20 protein-coding genes are annotated in these 21,164 nt (G+C 71.2%); 11 read left to right on the forward strand and 9 right to left on the reverse strand.

Annotated features, from left to right (window positions below; translation table 11 throughout):
• The first annotated feature begins 37 nt into the window (after nucleotides 1–37).
• Together ACFHW1_RS12520 and upp are read left to right on the forward strand one after the other, a co-directional pair.
• Entirely contained in the window at nucleotides 38–1,339 is a 1,302-nt protein-coding gene (locus ACFHW1_RS12520) for a glycosyltransferase (protein ID WP_416555392.1), read from the forward strand.
• A complete protein-coding gene (gene upp, locus ACFHW1_RS12525; protein WP_282233921.1) occupies nucleotides 1,320–1,952 on the forward strand; it encodes a uracil phosphoribosyltransferase in 633 nt (210 codons plus the stop codon). The genes ACFHW1_RS12520 and upp overlap by 20 nt, the downstream gene beginning before the upstream one ends.
• Before the next feature lie 9 nt (nucleotides 1,953–1,961).
• Here upp and ACFHW1_RS12530 read toward each other — a convergent pair whose 3' ends face one another.
• From ACFHW1_RS12530 to ACFHW1_RS12545, 4 genes are all read right to left on the reverse strand, one after another.
• Nucleotides 1,962–2,453, reverse strand: coding sequence for an NUDIX hydrolase (locus tag ACFHW1_RS12530; RefSeq protein WP_416555394.1), 492 nt, complete (start codon nucleotides 2,451–2,453; stop codon nucleotides 1,962–1,964).
• 28 nt (nucleotides 2,454–2,481) lie between these two features.
• Entirely contained in the window at nucleotides 2,482–4,443 is a 1,962-nt protein-coding gene (locus ACFHW1_RS12535) for a hypothetical protein (protein WP_416615452.1), read from the reverse strand.
• Nucleotides 4,444–4,499: 56 nt separating this feature from the next.
• A complete protein-coding gene (locus ACFHW1_RS12540; RefSeq protein ID WP_416615454.1) occupies nucleotides 4,500–6,224 on the reverse strand; it encodes a phospho-sugar mutase in 1,725 nt (574 codons plus the stop codon).
• A gap of 490 nt (nucleotides 6,225–6,714) precedes the next feature.
• Complete coding sequence (locus ACFHW1_RS12545) at nucleotides 6,715–8,751, reverse strand: protein kinase domain-containing protein (RefSeq protein ID WP_416555400.1); 2,037 nt, start codon at nucleotides 8,749–8,751, stop codon at nucleotides 6,715–6,717.
• Between the two features lie 472 nt (nucleotides 8,752–9,223).
• Between ACFHW1_RS12545 and ACFHW1_RS12550 the strand changes: the two genes are divergently transcribed.
• Complete coding sequence (locus tag ACFHW1_RS12550; RefSeq protein ID WP_416555402.1) at nucleotides 9,224–10,483, forward strand: amidohydrolase; 1,260 nt, start codon at nucleotides 9,224–9,226, stop codon at nucleotides 10,481–10,483.
• 8 nt (nucleotides 10,484–10,491) lie between these two features.
• Here ACFHW1_RS12550 and ACFHW1_RS12555 read toward each other — a convergent pair whose 3' ends face one another.
• Nucleotides 10,492–11,637 (reverse strand): DUF4349 domain-containing protein, encoded by a 1,146-nt coding sequence (locus ACFHW1_RS12555; RefSeq protein WP_416555450.1) that lies wholly within the window; start codon nucleotides 11,635–11,637, stop codon nucleotides 10,492–10,494.
• Nucleotides 11,638–11,764: 127 nt separating this feature from the next.
• On the opposite strand from ACFHW1_RS12555, the gene ACFHW1_RS12560 reads away from it, so the two are divergent.
• Genes ACFHW1_RS12560 through ACFHW1_RS12570 form a run of 3 tightly spaced genes read left to right on the forward strand, consistent with a single transcriptional unit; the run spans nucleotide 11,765 to nucleotide 14,212 of the window.
• Complete coding sequence (locus tag ACFHW1_RS12560) at nucleotides 11,765–12,394, forward strand: MBL fold metallo-hydrolase (protein WP_416555404.1); 630 nt, start codon at nucleotides 11,765–11,767, stop codon at nucleotides 12,392–12,394.
• 11 nt (nucleotides 12,395–12,405) lie between these two features.
• Entirely contained in the window at nucleotides 12,406–13,398 is a 993-nt protein-coding gene (locus ACFHW1_RS12565; RefSeq protein ID WP_416568227.1) for a hypothetical protein, read from the forward strand.
• A 55-nt stretch (nucleotides 13,399–13,453) separates the two neighbouring features.
• Nucleotides 13,454–14,212 (forward strand): SCO6745 family protein, encoded by a 759-nt coding sequence (locus ACFHW1_RS12570; RefSeq protein ID WP_416568228.1) that lies wholly within the window; start codon nucleotides 13,454–13,456, stop codon nucleotides 14,210–14,212.
• Between the two features lie 44 nt (nucleotides 14,213–14,256).
• Here ACFHW1_RS12570 and ACFHW1_RS12575 read toward each other — a convergent pair whose 3' ends face one another.
• Nucleotides 14,257–14,712, reverse strand: coding sequence for a gamma-glutamylcyclotransferase family protein (locus tag ACFHW1_RS12575; protein WP_416555410.1), 456 nt, complete (start codon nucleotides 14,710–14,712; stop codon nucleotides 14,257–14,259).
• Nucleotides 14,713–14,845: 133 nt separating this feature from the next.
• Between ACFHW1_RS12575 and ACFHW1_RS12580 the strand changes: the two genes are divergently transcribed.
• Nucleotides 14,846–16,249 carry an NAD(P)H-quinone dehydrogenase gene (locus tag ACFHW1_RS12580; protein WP_416555412.1) on the forward strand — a complete coding sequence of 468 codons (1,404 nt, stop codon included), beginning with the start codon at nucleotides 14,846–14,848 and terminating at the stop codon, nucleotides 16,247–16,249.
• 67 nt (nucleotides 16,250–16,316) lie between these two features.
• Here the strand turns inward: ACFHW1_RS12580 and ACFHW1_RS12585 are convergent, their stop codons facing one another.
• Nucleotides 16,317–16,880 carry a hypothetical protein gene (locus ACFHW1_RS12585; RefSeq protein ID WP_416555414.1) on the reverse strand — a complete coding sequence of 188 codons (564 nt, stop codon included), beginning with the start codon at nucleotides 16,878–16,880 and terminating at the stop codon, nucleotides 16,317–16,319.
• Between the two features lie 57 nt (nucleotides 16,881–16,937).
• Entirely contained in the window at nucleotides 16,938–17,339 is a 402-nt protein-coding gene (locus ACFHW1_RS12590) for a transposase (protein ID WP_416555416.1), read from the reverse strand.
• Between the two features lie 31 nt (nucleotides 17,340–17,370).
• Between ACFHW1_RS12590 and ACFHW1_RS12595 the strand changes: the two genes are divergently transcribed.
• A complete protein-coding gene (locus ACFHW1_RS12595) occupies nucleotides 17,371–17,616 on the forward strand; it encodes a hypothetical protein (protein ID WP_416555418.1) in 246 nt (81 codons plus the stop codon).
• Between the two features lie 99 nt (nucleotides 17,617–17,715).
• Here the strand turns inward: ACFHW1_RS12595 and ACFHW1_RS12600 are convergent, their stop codons facing one another.
• Nucleotides 17,716–18,699, reverse strand: coding sequence for an NAD(P)-dependent alcohol dehydrogenase (locus ACFHW1_RS12600; protein WP_416555420.1), 984 nt, complete (start codon nucleotides 18,697–18,699; stop codon nucleotides 17,716–17,718).
• A 32-nt stretch (nucleotides 18,700–18,731) separates the two neighbouring features.
• Here ACFHW1_RS12600 and ACFHW1_RS12605 point away from each other — a divergent pair, with 32 nt between their 5' ends.
• The 3 genes from ACFHW1_RS12605 (at nucleotide 18,732) to ACFHW1_RS12615 (ending at nucleotide 20,848) form a co-directional block, all read left to right on the forward strand.
• Entirely contained in the window at nucleotides 18,732–19,232 is a 501-nt protein-coding gene (locus ACFHW1_RS12605) for a hypothetical protein (protein ID WP_416615456.1), read from the forward strand.
• A gap of 348 nt (nucleotides 19,233–19,580) precedes the next feature.
• Nucleotides 19,581–20,444: an alpha/beta hydrolase family protein gene (locus ACFHW1_RS12610; RefSeq protein WP_416615462.1), complete on the forward strand. Its 864-nt coding sequence runs from the start codon at nucleotides 19,581–19,583 to the stop codon at nucleotides 20,442–20,444.
• A 62-nt stretch (nucleotides 20,445–20,506) separates the two neighbouring features.
• Nucleotides 20,507–20,848 carry a hypothetical protein gene (locus ACFHW1_RS12615; protein ID WP_416615458.1) on the forward strand — a complete coding sequence of 114 codons (342 nt, stop codon included), beginning with the start codon at nucleotides 20,507–20,509 and terminating at the stop codon, nucleotides 20,846–20,848.
• Nucleotides 20,849–21,164: the final 316 nt, after the last annotated feature.

Consider the following 21,164-nt stretch of genomic DNA (forward strand, 5'->3'; position numbering starts at 1 on the left):
TACATCATGTTGGCCCCGGTGACCCACCGTGCCTGACGTGCGAGCAGTGCACTTCACCGACACGTACCTGCCCCGCCGCGACGGGGTGGTCACCTCGCTGCGGACTCTCGCGGCGGCGTCGGCCGCCGCCGGGCATCCCGGCCTGATCGTGGTGCCCCGGCATCCGGACCAGCCGACCGAGGCGGACGTGCTGCGGCTACGTGCGCTGCCCTGCGGAGTCGCCGACCTGCGGTTGTCGCCGTGGCTGCTGCGCGGCGCCGCCGCCACCGGCACCATCGCCGAGATCGCCGCCCACGCCCCGGACGTGGTGCACGTGCACACCCCCGGACCGGTCGGGCTGCTCGGCGTCCTCACCGCCCGCCGGCTCGGTCTGCCGCTGGTCCAGACCTACCACACCGACCTGCACGCGTACGCCGACGCGTACCGGGTGCCGGCCCGTGCGCTCAGCGCCGGCGTCCGGCTGTACGCCCGCCGGCTCGGCGTGCCCCGCCCGGCGGCGGCACCGGCCGGCCACGCCCGCGACCATCGGCCGATGGCCAGCGGTGCGGTCGCCCGTCGCCGGGCCGCGATGGACGCCACCAACACCCTGCTGCTCGGCGGCGCCGACGCGGTGGTGGTGCCGACCCGGGCGGTGCTGGACCGGATCCACCTTCCAGTGCCCGCCAACCGGGTGCACCTGGTGCCGACCGGGGTCGCGGCCCGCCGCACCACCGCCGACGAAATCAACGCCTTCCGGTACGGCCACGGCATCACGCCCAGCGACCGGGTGGTCCTCTACGTGGGTCGGATCAACCGGGAAAAGGGCATCGACCTGCTGATCACCGCGTTCGAGCGGGTGCTGGTCGGCTGCCCGACCGCCCGGCTGGTGCTGGTCGGTGCCCTGTACGAGCCGCGCTGGCTGGCCGCGCTGCTGCGGACCATCGACCCTCGGGTGGCCGCCCGGATCACTCTCACCGGTCAGCAGGGCCCGGACGTGGTGGCTGCGGCGTACGGGGCCGCCGAGGTGTTCGCGTTCGCCTCGCAGACCGACACCCAGGCATTGGTCCTGCAGGAAGCCGGCCTGGCCGGGGTGCCGGTGGTACTGGTCGACCGGGCGTTGCACGCGCACGGCGCGCTTGCCGGTGCCGCGCTGCGCACCCAGCCGCAGCCGGGTGCGCTGGCCAGCGGGGTGCTGCGGCTGCTGCTCGACCCGGACACGGCCCGCCGGCGGGCGGCCGCGGCGGCCGCCCGCTGCGCCGAACACACCCCGGCCCGCTACGCCGAGGCGATCCGTGAGGTGTATGCGTCGGCCGCCGGGCTGGCGAGTAGGTTCAACGACCGTGGACGTACTCGTCGTTGATCACCCTCTCGCCCAGTCCCGGCTGACCGCGATGCGCGACGCCCGGACCGACTCGGCGGCGTTCCGCGCCGCGCTGCACGAACTCACCACCATGCTGGTGTACGAGGCGGCCCGATCCTTCCCGGTGGAGTCCTTCCCGGTGACCACCCCGGTGGCACCGACCGACGGGACCCGGCTGGCCAACCCGCCGCTGCTGGTGCCGGTGCTGCGCGCCGGGCTCGGGATGGCCGACTCGGCGTTGGCGCTGCTGCCGGAGTCGTCGATGGGCTTCGTCGGGCTGGCCCGCGACGAGGAAACCTACGAGCCCCGGGCCTATCTGGAGTCGCTGCCGGTCGACCTGGCCGGCATCCCGGTGCTGGTGCTCGACCCGATGCTGGCCACCGGCGGCTCGCTGGAGCACTGCTGCCGGCTGCTCGCCGACCGGGGCGCCACCGAGATCACCGTGCTGTGCGTGCTCGCCGCGCCGGCCGGAATCGACCGGCTGGACCGCTCCGGGCTGCCGTTGCGACTGGTGACCGCGTCGATCGACGAACGGCTCAACGAAAAGATGTTCATCGTGCCGGGGCTCGGTGACGCCGGTGACCGCCAGTTCGGCGGGATGCCGCGCTTCTGACGGTACCGGTCAGCTGGCGGCGGTCCAGCTCCAGCTGGTCGCCACGCCGTCGGTGAACGGCATCACGCCGTGGAAGACGGTCGGCTGCTCGGCGAAGACCAGCGGCAGGAAGTGCCGGTCGCTGGGCCACATCGGCACCCGGCCGGCGAGGACGTCGGCCAGGTCGGTCCAGACCAGGGTGCCTTCCGGGCAGTCTGGCCGGGGCTCGCCGGACCAGGTCGGCACCCGGAACAGGAACCCGAACCAGTTCTCGCTGTGCCGGCCGAAGCCTGGCCAGGAGATGGTCCCGGCCAGCTCGACCCGCCCGCACTCCAACCCGGCCTCCTCCCGGATCTCCCGGCGCATGCCGGCGATGACATCTTCGCCCGGCTCCAGCTTGCCGCCCAACCCGTTGTAGTAGCCGTAGTGGATGTCGTCCGGCCGGGTGTCGCGGCGCAGCATCAGCACCTGATGTCCGTCGGGGGAGAGTACGTAGCCTAGGGTCGCGATGATCGCCTGCACCTGGTCACCATAGGTACCCGGTGGCCGGTCAGCCGCAGCGGTGTCCCACCAGCACCTCGGTGACCGGGACCGGGTCGGCCGCCGACAGCGGGCCCGGCTGTGCGGGATACCCGGTGTCGCGGTGGCGGGCCTGCCGCGGCGCGTCGGCCAGCTGTAGCTGCGGTCCGGCCGGGAACCGACCGACCGGCGGGCGCAGCAGGCGCTGCGCCAGCTCGGTCGCGGTGAACGGAGCGCGGGCCGCTGCGGTCTCCGCGTCGACCTCGAACGGTGACGGGGTCGGGAAGTAGCGGTTGAGGAACTCGACCCGTAGCCGGCGGGCGACGGAGTCGACCGCGTCGGTGAGTTCGGTGTCCAGCCCGAACGTGTCCACGTCACGCCGGTCGAGTAGTCGGTGTAGCCGCGGCGCGGCCTCGGGGGCGGCCGGGTCGACGCGGTGCAGGCGCAGCGACCCGGGGATCGCGGTGCCCCGCAGGTACGACCAGTGCTGGTGCAGCGAGCGGATCAGTGACACGTCGTCCGGTTGCCTGATCTGGTGGCCACGAATCCGGGCGACCATCTCGGGACTGCTGGCGCAGATCTCGGCCAGTGTGGAGCGGCGCACCGGCAACGGCACGCCGAGCGGGGCGCCCGGGTCGACGAGGCGGTCGAACTGGTCGGCGAAGACACGCCGCGCGGCGGCCACCGCCGGGGTGTCTCCTGAGCCGGCCGGTTGGCTGGCTCCCCGGCCCGGCCCGGGCGGCCGGTCGAGCAGCACCTTCGGGATCCCGTTGGCCTCGAAGAACGTGGTCCGGTCGACCGGCCGGCCGAGAAAGACGTTGCCGGGCAGGTAGAGGAACCGTTCCGCCAGGCCGTCGATTTCGTGCACCGCGGATTCGACGGCGTACGGGTTGAAGGTGGGCAGCACGGTGTGGCCACCGAGCAGGTCGCGGTGGTCGACCATGGTCAACCGTGGATCGTCCACGTCGAGCCAGCCCGGCACCTGGTCTGCGGTGATCAGGAAGATCCGCCGGATCCAGGGCGCGTGCAGGTGCACCGAGCGGAGCAGGTGACGCAGTTCTTCGGTGCCGTCCCAGCCGACCCATCCGTCGCCGGCGTGGCCCATCGGGCGGGCACCGCCGCTGCGGCGGTGCCGGTCGGCGCGCCGGGCTCGTGGCACCGGCCCGGCGGTGCGGGCTATGGCCCGCTGCCGGCGGGACCGCCACCGCGGGTCGGTCGGGTCGGTCCAGCAGCAGACCAGGTCGACCGGGAAGTCGGGCCAGGTCGCCGGCCGACGGGTGAACGGGGTACGAGTGAGGTGCCGGGCGATCCGGTCCTCCGGCGCGAAGCAGCAGGCCTCTGCCTCGGTCAGCCGTACCGGGGCCGACCGGGCCGGGACCACAGCGGTGACGTCGTTGCTGCGGGGCGCGTGCAGCCGGTCACCGTCGACCGCCCAGAACTCGATCTCGCAGGCGGCCTGCCCGCCGTATGTCAGCTCGCCGTCGACGCTGGTCACCGGCTGGAAGACCCGGATCACCGGGCTTCGGCGCAGTCGCCAGCCGGGCCGGGCCGGCAGTCGCCGGTGCCGGTGGCCGACGCGCGCCACGGCCAGGCCGCCGACGCGGCCGAGCGCCCGCAGCGCGGCGGTACGCTCGCCGGCCGGCACCCCGACCCGGCTGCGGAGCCCGGATGCGGCCGGGATGACGAAGTGGTCCACCCCGGCCCGGGCCAGTGCGTCGGTGACGAGGTGCAGGTTGCGCCGGTGGGCGTTGAGCGGGCTGATCGTATCGTCGACGACGGCCAGGACGGGGCGCCCGTCCAGTACGGACCATCGCCGGGGGAGCCCGGCGGCGGTTGGTCTGGCCGGCCGCAGGCGTCGGGCCAGCCAGCATCGGGCGACCTGGCCGGGCCGCCGGGCCAGCCGGAACAGGGCGGTCTGCCGGTGGAAGGGAAGCAGCGCGTACCGCCGGTGCGTCGCGGCGGTCAGGTAGGCGAAGCAGCGGCTAGCCAGCATAACCAGCTAAACGAGCAGCAATATGAATTGGTCGCGCCTAAAGGGCTAACCGGACATTATTTGATGTTGAGGGCGGCCGATGTCTCCGTCCGCAGCCGTGCCAACGCCCGGTCGGCCCGTTCGCGGGCCGCGGCCGGGTCGCCGTCGCGTACCGGCTGGACCACCTCCAGGTACGCCTTCAGCTTCGGCTCCGTCCCGGAAGGACGGACCACGACCCGGGCCGTGCCGGTACGCAGGATCACCACGTCGGCGTCGGGCAGCAGATCCTGCGTCGCGGTGACCGGCTCGCCGAGCAGCGTCGTCGGCAGGTTCGCCCGCAGGTACGCCATCGCGGCGGCGATCTCACTCAGCTCGTCGACCCGCACGGCGAGCTGGTCGGTCTGGTACACCCCGAACTCGCAGGCCAGTTCGTCGAGCCGGTCGGCCAGGCTCCGACCGGCCGCCTTGAGCTCGGCGGCCAGCTCGGCGAGCAGCAGCGCGGCGGTGATGCCGTCCTTGTCGCGTACCTGGTCGGGCGCCACACAGTAGCCGAGTGCCTCCTCGTAGCCGTAGACCAGCGGCACCTCGGCGGTGTCCGCGAGGTCGCTGCCGGCCCGGACGATCCACTTGAAGCCGGTGAGGGTCTCGGCGTACGGCTCGCCGCGCGCCGTGCACAGCGCGCCGAGCAGCGACGACGAGACGATGGTGGTGGCGTAGCGGCCGTGCCGGCCCCGCCGGATCAGCTGATCGGCGAGCAGCACCCCCAGCTCGTCGCCGCGCAGCATCCGCCACCCGTCGCCGCCGTGCGGCACCGCGACCGCACACCGGTCGGCGTCCGGGTCGTTGGCGATCGCCAGGTCGGCTTCGTGTGCCCGGGCCAGCGCGACGACCCGGTCCATCGCGCCCGGCTCCTCCGGGTTGGGAAACGCCACGGTGGGGAACTGCGGATCCGGCTCGGCCTGCTCGGCGACGACCAGCGGTGCCGGGAATCCGGCACCGACGAACGCCTCCCGCAGCACCGCCCCGCCGACCCCGTGCAGCGGCGTGTACGCCACGGTCAGCGCCCGGGGGGTGGCCGGGTCCACCACCGCCACGGCGGTCCGCAGGTAGCCGGCGACGATCTCGTCGTCCAGCGTCTTGCCGGGGCTGCCGAGCGGCACGTCGACCAGCTTTCCGACCGCCCGGATCGCCGCCTCGATTTGTTGGTCGGCGGGCGGCGCGATCTGTGCGCCGGCACCGGCCGGTCCGCCGAGCTGGGCACCGAGGTAGACCTTGTAGCCGTTGTCCTGTGGCGGGTTGTGGCTGGCGGTGACCATCACCGCCGCCACCGCGTCGAGCGCGCGGATCGCGTACGCCAGCACCGGGGTGGGCAACGGGCGGGGCAGCAGGTAGGCGTCCCGCCCGGCAGCGGTGACGACCTCGGCGGTGCGCACCGCGAAGGCCCGTGACCCGTGCCGCGCGTCGTAGCCGATCACCACCGGTCCGGTGCCGCCCTGCTCGGCCAACCAGCTCACCAGCCCGGCGGCGGCCCTGGTGACGACCTGCAGGTTCATGCCGTTCGGGCCGGCCCGCAGCGGGCCGCGCAGCCCGGCGGTGCCGAACGTCAACGGCCCGGCGAACCGGTCGGCCAGCTCGGCGGCGCTGCCCGGCAGCTGGTCCAGCAGCGTCTGCAGTTCGGCGCGGGCGGCCGGGTCCGGCTCGTCGTCGAGCCAGGCCGCCACCCGGATACGCAGAGTCTGGAGACCTGGATCGTCGTAGTCGGATGAGCTGCCGTCAATTGGCGAGGTTGCGGGCTGTGACATGAACCACTTCCGAGCTAGTGTATCCGGCATGATACTTGAGTAGTTGTTGATAATACTGGATATTTATCGTGGTCGAATTTCTGGCGTGCTGTCCTGTCTTCTTGATGGCACTTCCTCGTCTGGTGTCGCCAGCGGGATCATCTTAGTAGGGAGTTTTGTCAAGTCTCGAAGAGTTGCAGGTTTCAGGGCTTCCCGGATGCTGATCGCTGCGAGTTGGTGTTGGATGACCGTGTCGGGCGACTTTGTGTCCCAGCGTGCCCTTGCGAACTGCCGTTGCCCAGGGGCGGTGGTATCCCGGCATGCAACTACCACGATCAGGGGCAGGTCGTCTTCTGCATTCGACCTCGTCGCCGACGTCAAGCGCCTACTGCTTGCGGAACTCTGGAGACTGCCTGGTGAGTGGTCAGGTGGAGCTCTTGTAAATTGCGCTGCCCGAGGACCGGTACGCCCTGGGGAAGGGGTGCCGGTCCTCGGGCAGGAGGTCCATGCTTTAGCTGTTCGTCAAAGAGAAAGTTCGTACCATTTCTTCGAAGATCGGCTTACTTTCCTCGAACTGGGCGTCTGGAGTGGTCAGGAAGAACGAGTACGCCTTTCCGTTGGCGACCACGGCGTGCCAGATTCCGTGTCGTCGTTCCTGTCCCTCGCCGCAGGTGTACTCCAGTTCAGCTGATGGCTGGTCTGCAATCGTGGACTCATCCAGTCTGACCTCCTGATACGGCTCCTGGCAACTGCCGCGATTGTTCGACAACCGGTCGCCTGCGGCTCTGAGGAAAGACAACGGCTGAGTGGAGGGACCTGCGTTCTCGACAAGGAGTCGAACGCGACGCCCACTCTCCTCTGGGTCGGTGTAATCGACCCAGACCCCAGCTTCTGTCCTGGCCCAGCCGTCGGGTACCGCAACCGAAATGCCGCGCTCAACGTAGATTTGCGTCTCGAATGATGGGCCTGGCGGTTCAGTGTTGACAGGCGCAACGATAGACGGGGTCTGCGGCGCGTCGTCGTCGCCACTAAACAGCGTCACGGACAGCAGCAGGATCAGCAGCGTGGCACCGGCCGCCGCGCCGATCTGCACCTTCCGGTCCCAGCTCTTCACCTTCTCGACGGCGCTGCCGGTGCCCTGCCGGAGCCCGGCTATCGCCTTGTCCAGCATCGCTCCGGCGGTGGTGGCGCCTCCCGGTGCCGGCCGACCGGCCGGTGGTTGATCCCAGCCCGGCGGCCCGTCGCCCCAGCTCGGCGCCGGCATCGCCCCGGTCGGGCTGAGTAGCGCACCGCCCTGGCCGCTCTGCCGGCCGTTGTCGCCCTGCTGGCCGTGGCCGTGTCGACCCGGCTGCTGCCCACGCGGACCGGGTACGCCGGTCTGGCTGATCGGCATCGCGGCGGTCGCCCCGGCCGCTGGCGAGGTCGGGTTGGCGTTGTCCAGCCCAGCGGCGGACCACTGCGCCGCGCTCGGCATCTGCCGGCCGGCCTTGCGCAGCTCGGCGAGGCGGTCGGTGAGCGACTCGTCCGGGCCGATCATCGCCCGGCCGCCGATCTTGCCACTCGGCTGGGGCTGCGCCGGCGGTGCTGGTGGAGCCTGTTGCTGCCAGCTGGGCGGCCGCTGCACCGAGACCACCGCGTACGGGTCGGTGACCAGGTTGGCCGGGGCCTTGCTGGCCAGCGGCCCGGCGAGCAGCTCGCGCAGCATGCTCCGGGCGGTCGGCACGTCGAAGCGTCGGGCCGGGTCCTTCTCCAGCAGGCCGAAGAGCACCTCGGTGAGCGGGCCGGACCGGACTGGGACGGCGGGCGGATCCTCAACGACGGCGTGCATGGTCTCGATCGGGTCGCCCTTGTCGAAGGGCGGGCGTCCTTCGACGGCCGTGTAGAGGGTGACGCCGAGGGAGAACAAATCACTCGGCGGCCCGAAGTCCTGGCCCATGGCCCGCTCCGGGGAGATGAAGTGCGGCGAGCCGAGCACCATCCCGGGCGTGGTGAGCTGGACATCGGTGGGCATCCGGGCGACACCGAAGTCGGTGAGTACGCAGCGACCGTCGGTGCAGATCAGCACGTTCGCCGGCTTGACGTCGCGGTGCAGGACGCCGATGGCGTGGGCGACCTCCAACGCGCCGAGCAGCGCGATGCCGATCTTGGCGACCGCGCGCTGGGCGACCGGGCCGTCCTCGATCACCATGTCGGCCAGGCTGCGGGCGTCCAGCAGCTCCATCACGATCCACGGTCGGCCACCCTCGGTGACCACGTCGTAGACCTGGACCACGGCCGGGTGCTGCAGTGCGGCCGCCGCGCGGGCCTCCCGCAGGGTGCGTTCGTACATCGCGTCGCGGTCGCTGGGGGCCAGCCCTGGAGGGAGGACGACCTCCTTGACCGCCACGTCGCGTCGGAGCAGGGTGTCGGTGGCGCGCCAGACGGTGCCCATGCCACCGTGCCCGACCGCGGCACGCAGCGAGTACCGGCCACCGATGGTGGTGCCGGGTGCCGCCCGTGCGCTGGTAGAGCTGACTGGTCCGCCACTCCACGTCGGAATCTGAGTCACAGGAAATGCCGCCGAGAGAAATTGAGGGGCCGGGGAACCAACCCCTCTATCTTGCTGGGTCGCTCGGCGGAACGAAAGCTACGCGCCGAGGTTGGTGAGAAGTCGACTCTGTGTCGTCGTGTGGTAGCTCAATGTACATCATATCGGACTCTAGGTGCGCAACCCGTCACGGTGTCGTTATCAGACGGCATGCCCGGACCGGGGGATGTCGCGACAGTCAGATATCTGTCAGTTTTCGGTCGAACCGGCAGCCGGGTCGCTGCGTGGCTCGTTACTCGGTGTAGGAGGTGTGGGACCCGTGGCTGCCTACGATGGTGACATTCGGGGCGGACCGCAGCGGTCCGACCGCCTCTACCAGGCATTCCATGACAATACGCGATGCGGTCACTACCCGAATGACGTTGCGCAGCGTTACCGTCTCCGGTCTAGGCTGTCGGAGTCCCATCCCATCCACAGTGATCGAGAATCTGACGTGACGAGTGCGTTGACGTTGCCCACCGGCAGCGAGATGGCGTCGTCCTGGCCCGATCCACTGCCAGGTGCCCAACCCCTGCCGGCCGGGCTGGACCAGTTGCTCGATGTCCGCGGGCGGCAGTTGACCGCGATCCGGCGGCACCTGCACGCCCACCCGGAGCTGTCCGGCCACGAGTTCGAGACCGCCGCGTTCATCGCCAACCAGCTCACCAGGATGGGGCTCACCGCCCGGCTGCTACCCAAGGGCAACGGCGTCATCTGCGACATCGACGCCGGCCCCGCCGACGGCCCGGTGGTCGCGCTGCGTGCCGACATCGACGCGCTGCCGCTGGCCGACGTCAAGGACGTGCCGTACCGGTCGACCGTGCCGGGCGCCTGCCACGCCTGCGGGCACGACGTGCACACGACCGTACTGCTCGGCGTGGCGATGCTGCTCGCCCAGCTCGCCGACCGCGGCGAGCTGGGCCAGCGGGTCCGGTTGATCTTCCAACCGGCGGAGGAGATCCTGCCCTGCGGCTCGCTGGAGGTCATCGCCGCCGGCGGGCTGGAGGACGTCACCCAGATCTTCGCGCTGCACTGCGACCCGAACCTGCCGGTCGGCCGGGTCGGGCTGCGGGTCGGCCCGATCACCGCGGCGGCGGACAACATCAGCGTGCGGCTGACCGGCCCGGGCGGTCACACCGCCCGCCCGCACCTGACCGTCGACCTGGTCAACGCCCTTGGTCGGCTGGTCACCGAGGTGCCCGCGCTGGTCAACCGGCGGGTGCCGGCCAACGCCGGCCTGCTGCTGGTCTTCGGTCAGGCGTCCGCCGGCACCCAGTACAACGTGATCCCCAACGAGGCCAGCGCCGCCGGCACCCTACGGGTGCTCGACCGGCCGACCTGGGACGCCGCACCGGACATCGTCACCCAGATCATCCGGGAAGTGGTCGCCCCGACCGGCGCGACGGTCGACATCGAGTACCTGCGCGGTCGACCACCGGTGATCAACGACGCCGCCGCGATCGGCGTACTCACCGCCGCCACCGCAGCGGCCCTCGGCCCCGCCGCGGTCGCCGACACCCCGCAGAGCATGGGCGGCGAGGACTTCTCCTGGTACCTGGAGTACGTGCCGGGTGCGCTGGCCCGCCTCGGCGTCGGCCGCGCCGAGGCTAGCAGCGACCTGCACCGTGCCTCGTTCGACGTGGACGAGCGGGCGATCGCCGTCGGCGTCCGCCTGCTCGTCCACACCGTGCTGCAGCTGGCCGAGGCCGACTGACCGGCGAATCAGCCGGCCGGCGGGTCGCCGCCGACCCGGCCGCCGACCGCGCGGTCACCGTCCGCGTCGTTGCCGTCCGGGCTGTCGCCGTCACGTCGCGGTGCCGGCACCGGGCCGCCGGCCGCCGCTGCCGCCGGTGCGCCGCCGGCCGGCGCGGTGGCGGCCGGAACCGGCCGGGACCGGTCCCGCGTTGTCCGCACCAGCCAGAACACCCCCAACGTGGGTACGCCGAGAGCGATCAGCCATGGCAGCAGCGCGCCGAGCACGGTGACCAGTACCTGCATGGATCCGACGAACGCCCGCCAACCGGCCCCCAGTCCGGCCAGGAAACCCAGCTCCGACTCGTCGTCTACCGGTGGCGTCGCGTCCGGGCCGATCAGCTCGACGGTGATCCGCGACAGTGTCACCAGGTCGTCCAGGCCACGTTTGCGGGCCTCCAGCGACGCCAGGTCCGCCTCCCGTTTAGCCAGCTCCGACTCCAGCATCACCAGATCGGCCAGGGTCTCCGCCTCGGCCAGCAGGGCCCGCCCGCTGCGCACCCGGGCCTGCTGGGTGGTGATCCGGGCGTCCAGGTCGAGCACCTCCTCAGTGACGTCCTGGGTGGTCAACTCCCGGCTGACCTCCTCGCCGAGGCGGGACAGCCGTTCGACAACCTGGTCGAACTGCTCCGCCGGCACCCGCAGTTCCAGCGTGGCCCGGCCGTACGACTCGTACTCGGAGCGCTGGTCGCGCCCGACGAACCCGCCGACCGAGGTGGCGATCGTCGCCGCCTCACTGGCCTTCGCCGGCACGTCGGTCACCTGCACGGTGATCGACCCGGAGTAGATGATCGACCGGTTGCCCACCGCCAGGTCGACCGGCGAGGTCCCGTCCGGCCGGTCGGCCTGACCGCCCCGTTCGGCGCCGCCGGCCGCGTCCGCACCGGCAGCCTCCTCGCCGTCCGCGTCGTCCCCGCCGGTCACTCCGCCGTCACCCGGCGCGCCACCCGCCGGTGCCGGTTCGGCCCGCTGCGGCATGTCGGCAGTGCTGCTGACACCGGAGTCGTCCGACCCTGAGCAGCCAGCGAGGATCAGCAGGGCGAGCAGGACCGCCGTCCCGGCCGAGGCGCCGCGCCGGCCGCCGGTGCGCCACCGGCCTCTTCTTCCGTTGTTCACAGTCAAGGGGTGCTCCTCGGCATCGTCATACGCTTTCACCAGGTGTCGTTCAGACGCGCGGCGCGAGCCGACCGGTTCCGGCAGACTGCGAGGCGGCAGATCACGATTCGGCTCACAGGGGGTCACGGTGCGACTGACCAAGTTCGGGCATTCCTGCGTACGGGTGGAACACGACGGCGCGGTGCTGGTGATCGACCCGGGTGCGTTCAGCGAGCCGGCCGCGCTCGATGGCGTAGACGCGGTTCTCGTCACCCACGAGCACTTCGACCACCTCGACGTCGGTCAGCTGACCGACGCCCTCGCCCGACGACCGTCGGTGACCATCCACACTCACTCCTCAGTGATGTCCAAGCTGGATGATCTCGGTGAGGTGGCGACCGCCGTCGAGTCCGGGGAACGCTTCGAGGCCGCCGGCATCCCGGTCCAGGCGTACGGAGGATGGCACGCCGAGATTCATCCCGACCTGCCCCGGGTGCCCAACCTCGGCTTCCTGCTGGCCGACTCGGTCTACCATCCGGGCGACTCGTTCGACGTGCCGACCGATGCCGAGGTGGACATCCTGTTCGTGCCGGTCTCCGCGCCCTGGCTGAAGCTCTCCGAGGCGGTCGAGTTCGTCCGTGCGGTGGCCCCGCGCCGAGCGCTCGCCCTGCACGACGGGCTGCTCAACGACGCCGGGCACAAGGTCACCGACGGCAACATGGCCAAGCTTGCCGGTTGCGACTACGCCCGGTTGCCGGCCGGCACCTCGGTACGCTGAGCCGGGCCGCCGTGACCGGCAGCGTAGTACCCGCCGAGGTGGTGCGACGGCTGTACGCGGTACCGCCGGCGCGGTTCGTCGCGGCCCGTACCGAGGCCGTCTCGGCCGCCCGGGGCAGTGCCCCGGACACCGCCCGCGCCATCGGCAAGCTTCGCAAACCGACGGTGGCCGCCTGGCTGGTCAACCTGCTCGCCCTGCGCCGCGCCGACCTGCTCGACGGCCTGGTGGAACTCTCCGGTCAGTTGCGCGCCGCTCAGCGGGAGCTGCGGGGTCCGGACCTGCGGGAGCTGTCGACCCGGCGGCGGGCGTTGGTCGACGGGCTGGTGGCCGAGTGCCGGGAGCTGGCCGTCGCCGAGGACCCGGCGGTGGCGTCGACGAAGCTGCCACTGGGCGAGGTCGAGGCGACCCTGTCCGCTGCCCTCGCCGACGAGGAGATCGCCGCTCAGGTGCGATCCGGCCGACTGGTCCGCGCGGTCGGCTACGCCGGTTTCGGTGAGGTCCCGCGGCCCCGGTTGCGGCTGGTCGGCCCGGACGATGAGGCGGCCGCCGCCGATGAGCCGACCCGGGCGGCCGAGTCCGCGCGGGAGGCGGAGTCTTCGCGGAAGGCAGGGTCTTCGCGGGCGGGGGAGTCTTCGGCAGCAGCGCAGCGGGAGCGCGAGCGGGCGGCGGACAAGGCCGCCCGGGCGCTGGCCGCCCGCCGGCGGCGGTTGGTTGACGAGCTGGACAAAGCCGAGGCCGGCCAGCGGGCAGCCCACTCCGAACTCGACCGGGCCGTCGCCGCCGAGCAGGACGCGGCCGACGCCGTCGCCGAGGCACAGCGTCAACTGGCCGAATGGGAACGGCGACGCTCAGCAGCCGAGCGGGAGCATGCCCGTCGTAAGGTGGCGCGCAGGACTGCGGAACGGGCAGCCGTCGCCGCCCGACGGTACGCCGGCGACGTGGCAGCCGCGCTGGAGGACCTGCCCGCGCTGGAGGAGCCGCCCGCGCCGCAGACTGACCGCTGACCGGAAAGTGGGTGGCGGCGACCGGCCGGGCGGGTGGGCGAAGGGCGATGATGCGGTGATTCCCGATCAGGCGGCCGGCGCGTGCCGGCGCAGCCTGCACGAGTTGAGTACGGCGTACCAGGAGTGTCCGCGCACGTTGAGCCGGGCGCGCCAACTGGGGCTCAGCGGCTGGGCGTTCCACATCGCCGGCCGGGCCGGGGTGCTCGGCGGCGTACCGGCCGAAACGGTCGCGGCCGCGCTCGGGTTCATTGCCGCCGACGCGGTGGCCGACGGCTGGCAGGTCGCCAGCGCGGTGACCGACCCGACCAGGGTGGCGGCGGTGAGCATGGCCGAATGCTGCCGGTGGGGTGCCGAGCAGCTCGGCGACTACCCACAGGTGGACCGGCTGGTCGAGCTGGCCGAGGTGGTGGTGGGGGCGGCGGACGCGACCGCGATGCCGCTGTTCGCCGCCTGGCGGGCGATGCCCCGGCCGGACGACGCTGCCGGGGCGCGGGCCGCCGTCGCGGTGCGGCTGCTCGCCGAGTACCGCTCCGGAGCCCACCTGATGGCGGTACGGGTGGCCGGGCTGACGCCGGTGGAGGCGCTGCTGGGCGGCCCGGACGGGACGAAGGCCGCCGTCGCGGCCGGGTGGTCGCCGCCGTGGCCGCCGGTCGGCCCACTGATCCGCCGCCGGTTGTGGGCGGACCGGGTGACCAATCGGATCACCGGTCAGGCGTTCGCCGCGCTGCGCGCGGAGCACCGGCGGGAACTCGTCGAGTTGCTGCACGCTGCGCTGTCCCACGTACGGCCGGCGACCGGTCGGCCGGCCGACTGACGAGCGTACGTCGGTGCTCTGCTGCTCGGCCGGTGGAAGGCAGGTCAGGCGGTGGCGGTACGGGTGGGTCGCTTCCGTAGCTCGGCGACGTAGTCGTCCGGCGCGCCGGCCTTCTCGGCGGCGTTGGCGATCTCCGACAGGTACCAGGCGGTGGGCAGCCCGCCCTCGTACCCGTCGAAGACGTAGACCCAGGCGGTGACCGCACCGTCCAGGGTGACCGCCCGGACGGTCAGCCGCCGGTAGGTGCCGGCCAACGCACCCTCGACCTCGTCGAGCTGCGCGGCGTCCCACGGATGTACGTCGTAGAGTGCGACGAAGACCCGGTCGCCCGGCGACTCCACGATGGTGGTGACCGCTCCCTCCCAGCCGATCACCCCCTCACCGGCGAAGGTGAGCCGCCAGCCTTCCAGCCAGCCGGTGCCCACCATCGGCGAATGCGGACAGTAAGCACGCATTCGAGCAGGGTCGAGGTTTGAGCCATACGCGGCGTAGTGACGCACGGCGATGACGATAGCCCGGCAGGGGGGTGAGGGAGAATACGAGTGAGCGTGTCGCGTGTCGGGCAACTGGCCGACGGCCGCCGTCAGCCGGGTGTTTCGTCAGCATAAGTTCAAGTTTGGGGAGAGAGTCGTTTTGAAGCGGATAGTGATAATCGGCGGTGGCCCGGCCGGCTACGAGGCGGCGTTGGTCGCGGCGCAGCTGCGGGCCGACGTCACGGTGGTCGAGGCGGACGGGGCCGGTGGCGCCTGCGTGCTGTCCGACTGCGTCCCATCCAAGACCTTCATCGCCAGCTCAGAGGTGGTCACCGGGTACCGGGACACCGAGGAGTTCGGCATCGACTCCGACGGGCTGGAGGCGGTCACCGTCGACGCGGCGGCGGTGCACGACCGGGTGAAGCGGCTCGCGCTGGCCCAGTCGGCCGACGTGCGCAGCAAACTCGTCAAGGCCGGTGTGACATTCGTCGCGGGTCGGGCCTGGCTCGGTGAGGACACGCTAGGTCACACCCACCGGGTGCTCGTCAGCCCCGACAACGGTGACGTTGAGTACCCGATCGAGGCGTCGACCGTACTGGTCGCTACCGGCGCCACGCCCCGGCAGCTGCCCACCGCCGTGCCCGACGGCGAACGCATCCTGACCTGGCGGCAGGTGTACGACCTGCCGGCCCTGCCCGAGCACCTGGTGGTGGTCGGCTCCGGGGTGACCGGTGCCGAGTTCGCCAGCGCGTACCTGGCGATGGGGGTGCCGGTGACCCTCGTCTCCAGCCGGGACCGGGTGATGCCGCACGAGGACGCCGACGCGGCGATGGCGATCGAGCAGGTGTTCCGGGCCCGGGGCATGACGATTCTGAACAACTCGCGCGCCGACGCGGTCACCCGGGTCGGCGACGGGGTCGAGGTGCGGCTCAGTGACGGCCGTACGGTGACCGCCTCGCACGCGTTGATCGCGGTCGGCTCGGTGCCGAACACGGCGGACCTGGGGCTCGCCGAGTACGGGGTGACCGTCGCGGACAGTGGGCACGTGCCGGTGGACCGGGTGTCGCGTACCAATGTGCCGGGCATCTACGCGGCCGGCGACTGCACCGGTGTGCTGCCGCTGGCCAGCGTCGCGGCGATGCAGGGCCGGATCGCGATGTGGCACGCGCTCGGCGAGGCGGTGGTGCCGCTGCGGCTACGTACCGTCGCGGCGAACGTCTTCACCGATCCGGAGCTGGCCACCGTCGGGGTGTCCCAGGACGAGGTGGACGACGGGCGGGTGCAGGCCCGGCAGGTGATGCTGCCGCTGGCCGGCAACGCCCGAGCGAAGATGGTCGACCTGCGGGACGGCTTCGTCAAGCTGTTCTGCCGGCCAGCCAGCGGGCAGGTCATTGGCGGGGTGGTGGTGGCTCCCAAGGCCAGCGAGTTGATCATGCCGATCACCGTCGCGGTCGAGAACCACATGACGGTGAGCCAATTGGCGCACACAATCACAATTTATCCTTCGTTGTCCGGATCAGTCGCTGAAGCCGCACGTCAGCTCATGTGGCATGACGAAGAGTGATTGATTAGGAACTTCCGGGGCGGCGCGCATCGGCCAGGAAGGCGTACGGTTGACATGGCAACATCTGCTACCCCCGGATCCCCCGTTCCCGGCGGTCGCGGACGACGCCCGGGCTGCCGGCAGGTCCCGTGCCGGCAGCCCGCCCCCTGCCTCGCGGTGCTGGCTGAACCGGCGAGGGCGGGCCCGCGTCGCGTGGCCATGCGCCGAGGGAACCCACATTGTTGTCTCGGGCCCGTTTTGACAACAATGACGGTTCCCTCGACGGCCCGGTCTCTGCTCGGCGGGAGGTCTTTGCCCTCCCGCCAGCGCACCTCCTCGCCGTCACGGTGGTACTGCTGCTGCCATGCCAGGCCAGGACCTGGACCGCGGGGATCTCGCGCAGCCACGCGGGCGCTGCGCTGGCGGCGATCGCGTCCAGGATCGGGTAGCCGTCCCGGCCGACCTGTTCAGCCCAGCGGGTACGCACGTCGTCGCCCTTGGGGAACCGGTAGGAGTCGACACGGGCGCCGTAGCGTTCGACCCAGCCGGCGTCGATCAGCGGCGTCAGCCACGCCGGTACGGTTGCGGCCAGGACCTCCAGGGCCGCCCGCAGGGTCTCCCCGACGAACTCCATCCGGTTCAGCGTGCGCACCGCCGCGAGGACATGCGTGGAGTCCGTCCGCTGTCGACCGCCAGCGCGCAGCAGTCCCTACCGCGCGCACCGGTCCAGGACCACATCCAGTATTTTCTCCTCGATGCCGTGCTTGATCAGCCGGGCACGGAAGTCGCTGAGCACCGTGAAGTCGAACCCGGGATCGTCGAGTTCCAGGCCGAGCAGATACTTCCAGTCCATCCTCGCCCGGACCTGGTCGGCGGCCTGCCGGTCACTGAGCCCTTCGGCGTACTGCAGCACCGACACCAGCGCCAACGCCCCCGGCGACACCGCCGGACGGCCTCCCGCAGGGAACGCCTCCGCGAACATGTCATCGGTGAATACCGGGCCCAGCGCGTCACGGATCCGCGTCGTCACCCTGCCCGTAGCCTTCGGGGTCTCCGCAGCGGCCTGGGCCGTCGTCGGAATACACAGCCGGTCACCCTCCCCGCGACGCATCGGCCTGCACCTGCTTCTCACCGTGCCACTGTTGATCGTCGGGATTCTCATCACGCCCGGCACGGTCTTTGCCGCACTTGCCCTGTCCCGGCTCGCGCTCTTCCCGATGGAGTACGGGCGAGCGTACGACGGCATCACCTACCTGCCCGGCGCGATCGCCGTCGGGCTGCTGCTCGGGTACGTTGCCGCCACCCGCCTCGACCGCGCCGGGTCGGCACCGGCAACCGCGCCGGACACCCACGACAGCCTGGCACCCGCTCAGCATCCGTCGGCCTGAACCGGGCGCTGATGCCACAGGTGCATTTTGACGCACCTGTGGCATCAGACCTGCGGAGACACCTTGGGTTCCCGAGCCGTGTGCCCGGCGCGGCGCCACTCAGGCGGGGGCGTCGCCGTCCACGACGGTGATCACGACGTTGCCGACCTTGTGTCCGCTGTCGACGTACCGGTGGGCCTCGACGATCTCGGCCAACGGGTAGCTGCGGTCGATGACGACCCGGAGCCGGCCGTCGCCGAGCAGGTCCCGCAGCGCGGCCAGGGCGGTGTGCTTGCGTACCGACATCCCGGTCCGGACCCGCCGGCCGCGGGTGACAGCTGTGCCGGCCGCCAGCAGGCTGTTCGTCATCAGGCCGGTCGTCGGCAGGTAGCAGCCGCGCCGGGCGAGCACCGGCCGGCACTGGGCGAACGAGCTGCGACCGACGGTGTCGAAGACCACGTCGTAGCGTTCGCCGCTGGCGGTGAAATCCTCGGCGGTGTAGTCGAACACCCGGTGTGCGCCGAGCGAGCCGACCAACTCGACGTTGCGGCCGCTGCACACGCCGTGCACCTCGGCGCCGAGGTGCTTCGCAAGCTGGACGGCGTACGTGCCGATGCTGCCGGAGGCTCCGACGACCAGCACCTTCTGGCCGGGTCGCAGGCCGGCCAGGTCATGCAGGAAGTGCCAGGCGGTGGTGAATCCGTCGACGGTCGCGGCAGCCTGCGGGTACGTCACATTCGCCGGCATCGTTGCCATCGACGCCCGCTCCGACAGGCACTTGTACTCGGCGTTCGCCCCGACACCGAAGCCGGTGAAGCCGAAGACCCGGTCGCCGACCCGGAACCGGCTAACCGCCGGCCCGGTCGCGGTGACCTCGCCGGCGAACTCCAGCCCGAGCACCCGGATCCCGTTGCGCGGGCGACGCAGACCGATGATCGCCCGGCCCCACCGGGGCTCACCCCGGCGCATCCCGCACTCGGCGGAGGTCACCGTGGTGGCGTGCACCCGGACCAGCACCCGATCGCCACTGGGTACGGGTGTCGGCAGATCGACCTGGCTGAGCACGTCGGGCGGGCCGTACGCGTCGAACATCACCGCTCGCATGCCGGCGATGATGCTGCAGACACGCTGTGAGCGTGCTGAGAGGAGCGCGGAACCCGTCTTCGATCACCGGAACCAGCAGTGGTACCTGGCTGTTGGTGCCAAGGTGTCATCTCATGACTACTCCTGCTGCCGCGGCACGCGGCTCCGTTGCAGACGGCGCATCCGACAAGTTCCTCCGACTCGCGTTGAAGCTGGATGCCGTGGTTACCGGCATGAACGGACTGGCGTACCTTGTGGCGGCCAGCATGCTCGGCGATCTCTTCGACCTGTCCACGGGATTTCTCCGGGGCGGGGTCTTCCTGCTCGTCTTCGGTGTCGTTGTCTGGCTCGTCGGCGGCCGCTCGACGATCAGCGCCAGCGCCGCAGCTACGGTGGTGGACGTCAATGTGATCTGGGTGTCGGCAAGTCTGGTGGTGGCGGCTGCCGGGATCGGTGATCCTTCCACAATCGCCCGAGTCTGGATCGTCATGCAGGCAGCGGTCGTCGGCCTGTTCGCCCTGCTGCAGGTCATCGGGCTGCGTAGACAGTCCTGACCGACCGCGACGTCGGCCCGGCGCCTGAGCCACGAGGTCTCCGCTCCACGCATCGCCGGGGTGTCCACGCAGGCACCCGACGCCGACCTGTCGATCACGCGGTTGGCTGCACGGTTGGCTGTTCGTGCCGAGGTGTCCATCCGTTCGGCCAACCCACGAACCGCTGGTGTCCGATCGCCGTACTTCGAGTTGCGACAGGTGCGGGATAGCCTATTGACCTGCGTAAACGTTCCTGTCGCGACGAGGGAGGACATCAGGATCGTGACAGGACAGACAGCATCGACGGCGACCTACCGGTCGCCGCGCGGGCGGCGGCGCCGTCCGGTCGACCGTCCGCGCTGGCTCCGGCTGCGGAACCTCTTCGTCGGCGGCGCGGCGGCGGCGGCGATCTCCGCCGGCGTCGTACTAGCGCCGACCGCGCAGGCGGCGGAGAGCCCGTTCGAGCGGGGACCGGCGCCGTCGGCGGCCAGCATCGCGGCGGCCAACGGTCCGTTCGACATCGACGATACGGTGGTACGCCGTTCCCAGGCCTCGGGATTCGGGGGTGGGACCATCTTCTTCCCGACGTCGACCACGGAGGGCACCTTCGGCGGTGTGGTGATCGCACCCGGCTTCACCGCCAGGCAGTCGTCGATGGCGTGGCTGGCGCCGAGGCTGGCGTCGCAGGGCTTCGTGGTGTTCAACATCGACACGAACCGGACGACCGACCAGCCGGCCAGTCGGGGCCGGCAGATGCTCGCCGCGCTGGACTTCCTCACTCAGGAAAGTCCGGTGCGGGACCGGGTCGACGCTGACCGGTTGGCGGTGATCGGACACTCGATGGGTGGGGGAGGAGCCCTGGAAGCGGCGGACGCCCGGCCGGAACTGCGGGCAGCCATCCCGTTGACCCCGTGGAACCTGACCAAGAACTGGTCCGACCTGCAGGTGCCGACGATGATCATCGGAGCAGAGCGGGACGGCATCGCTTCGGTACGGCGCCACTCGGAACAGTTCCACGCGAGCTTCCCGGCCGACCTCGAGTCGGCGTACCTGGAGCTGCGGGGTGCCAGCCACTTCGCGCCCAACATCCCGAACGCCACAATCGCCTCGTCCAGTGTCGCCTGGTTGAAGCGGTTCGTCGACGACGACCTGCGGTACGAGCAGTTCCTCTGCCCACCGCCGGCCGACGACCGCGCCTTCTCCGAGTACATCGACAGCTGCCCGCTGCTTTGAGGGGGTAGGACGTGCCGGACCCGGGGGCGGCCGGGCGTGGCACGGTGCGCGAGGATGAGCAGGTGGAAGCTTTCAGACTCGTCCTGCTCTATGCCCACCTGATCGGGTTCGCATTGCTGCTCGGTGGCGCCACCGTCCAGTGGTTCAGCGGCCGCATCCGGATCAACCCGGCGATGCTCTGGGGCGCGGTGATCCAGGTCGTCACCGGGATCGGGTTGTCCGCGCCGCTGCGCGACGGCGACGAACCGGCCCCGGCGAAACTCGTTACCAAACTGGTGCTCGGGCTCGCCATCCTGGCGATGGTCTTCTTCTCCCATAAGCGCGAATCGGTCAACAAGGGGCATTTCCTGGCGATCATCGTGCTGACGTTGGTCAACGCCGCCGTCGCCGTCTTCTGGCGCTGACATCACGCCACCGTACGGCGACCGACCGTGCCGTCACCTGCCCAGGTCACGACCGGGTGAACCGCCGGCGACCCGCTGCCGCCCCTTATAGGGTCGGCGGCGGGAGCGATCCTGCGGATCCGCAGGTGATCTCCCGCGCGGGAGAGTTACGCGAGGGTAACGGCGGCTCAACAGTCGTGCACGATTGTCGGCCGGTGGACGGGACCGCGCGTACGCTCCCGTCCAAAGTATGTCCGGTCCGACCGGCCGGGTGGGGACTCGATGCCGCGACAGTCTGCGGTGTGCAATGGAAGGAGACCGTCTTGCGCGCTACGCG

It is taken from the genome of Micromonospora sp. LOL_014, from assembly GCF_048060245.1.
In the GTDB taxonomy this organism is placed as follows: Bacteria; Actinomycetota; Actinomycetes; order Mycobacteriales; family Micromonosporaceae; genus Micromonospora_E.

What these genes read in the sequence shown, in the direction of transcription:
- ACFHW1_RS12535 (WP_416615452.1), bottom strand. Translation starts at nt 4,443, where the DNA reads ATGCTGGCTAGCCGCTGCTTCGCCTACCTGACCGCCGCGACGCACCGG.
- ACFHW1_RS12600 (WP_416555420.1), bottom strand. Translation starts at nt 18,699, where the DNA reads ATGCGAGCGGTGATGTTCGACGCGTACGGCCCGCCCGACGTGCTCAGC.
- ACFHW1_RS12590 (WP_416555416.1), bottom strand. Translation starts at nt 17,339, where the DNA reads ATGCGTCGCGGGGAGGGTGACCGGCTGTGTATTCCGACGACGGCCCAG.
- ACFHW1_RS12540 (WP_416615454.1), bottom strand. Translation starts at nt 6,224, where the DNA reads ATGTCACAGCCCGCAACCTCGCCAATTGACGGCAGCTCATCCGACTAC.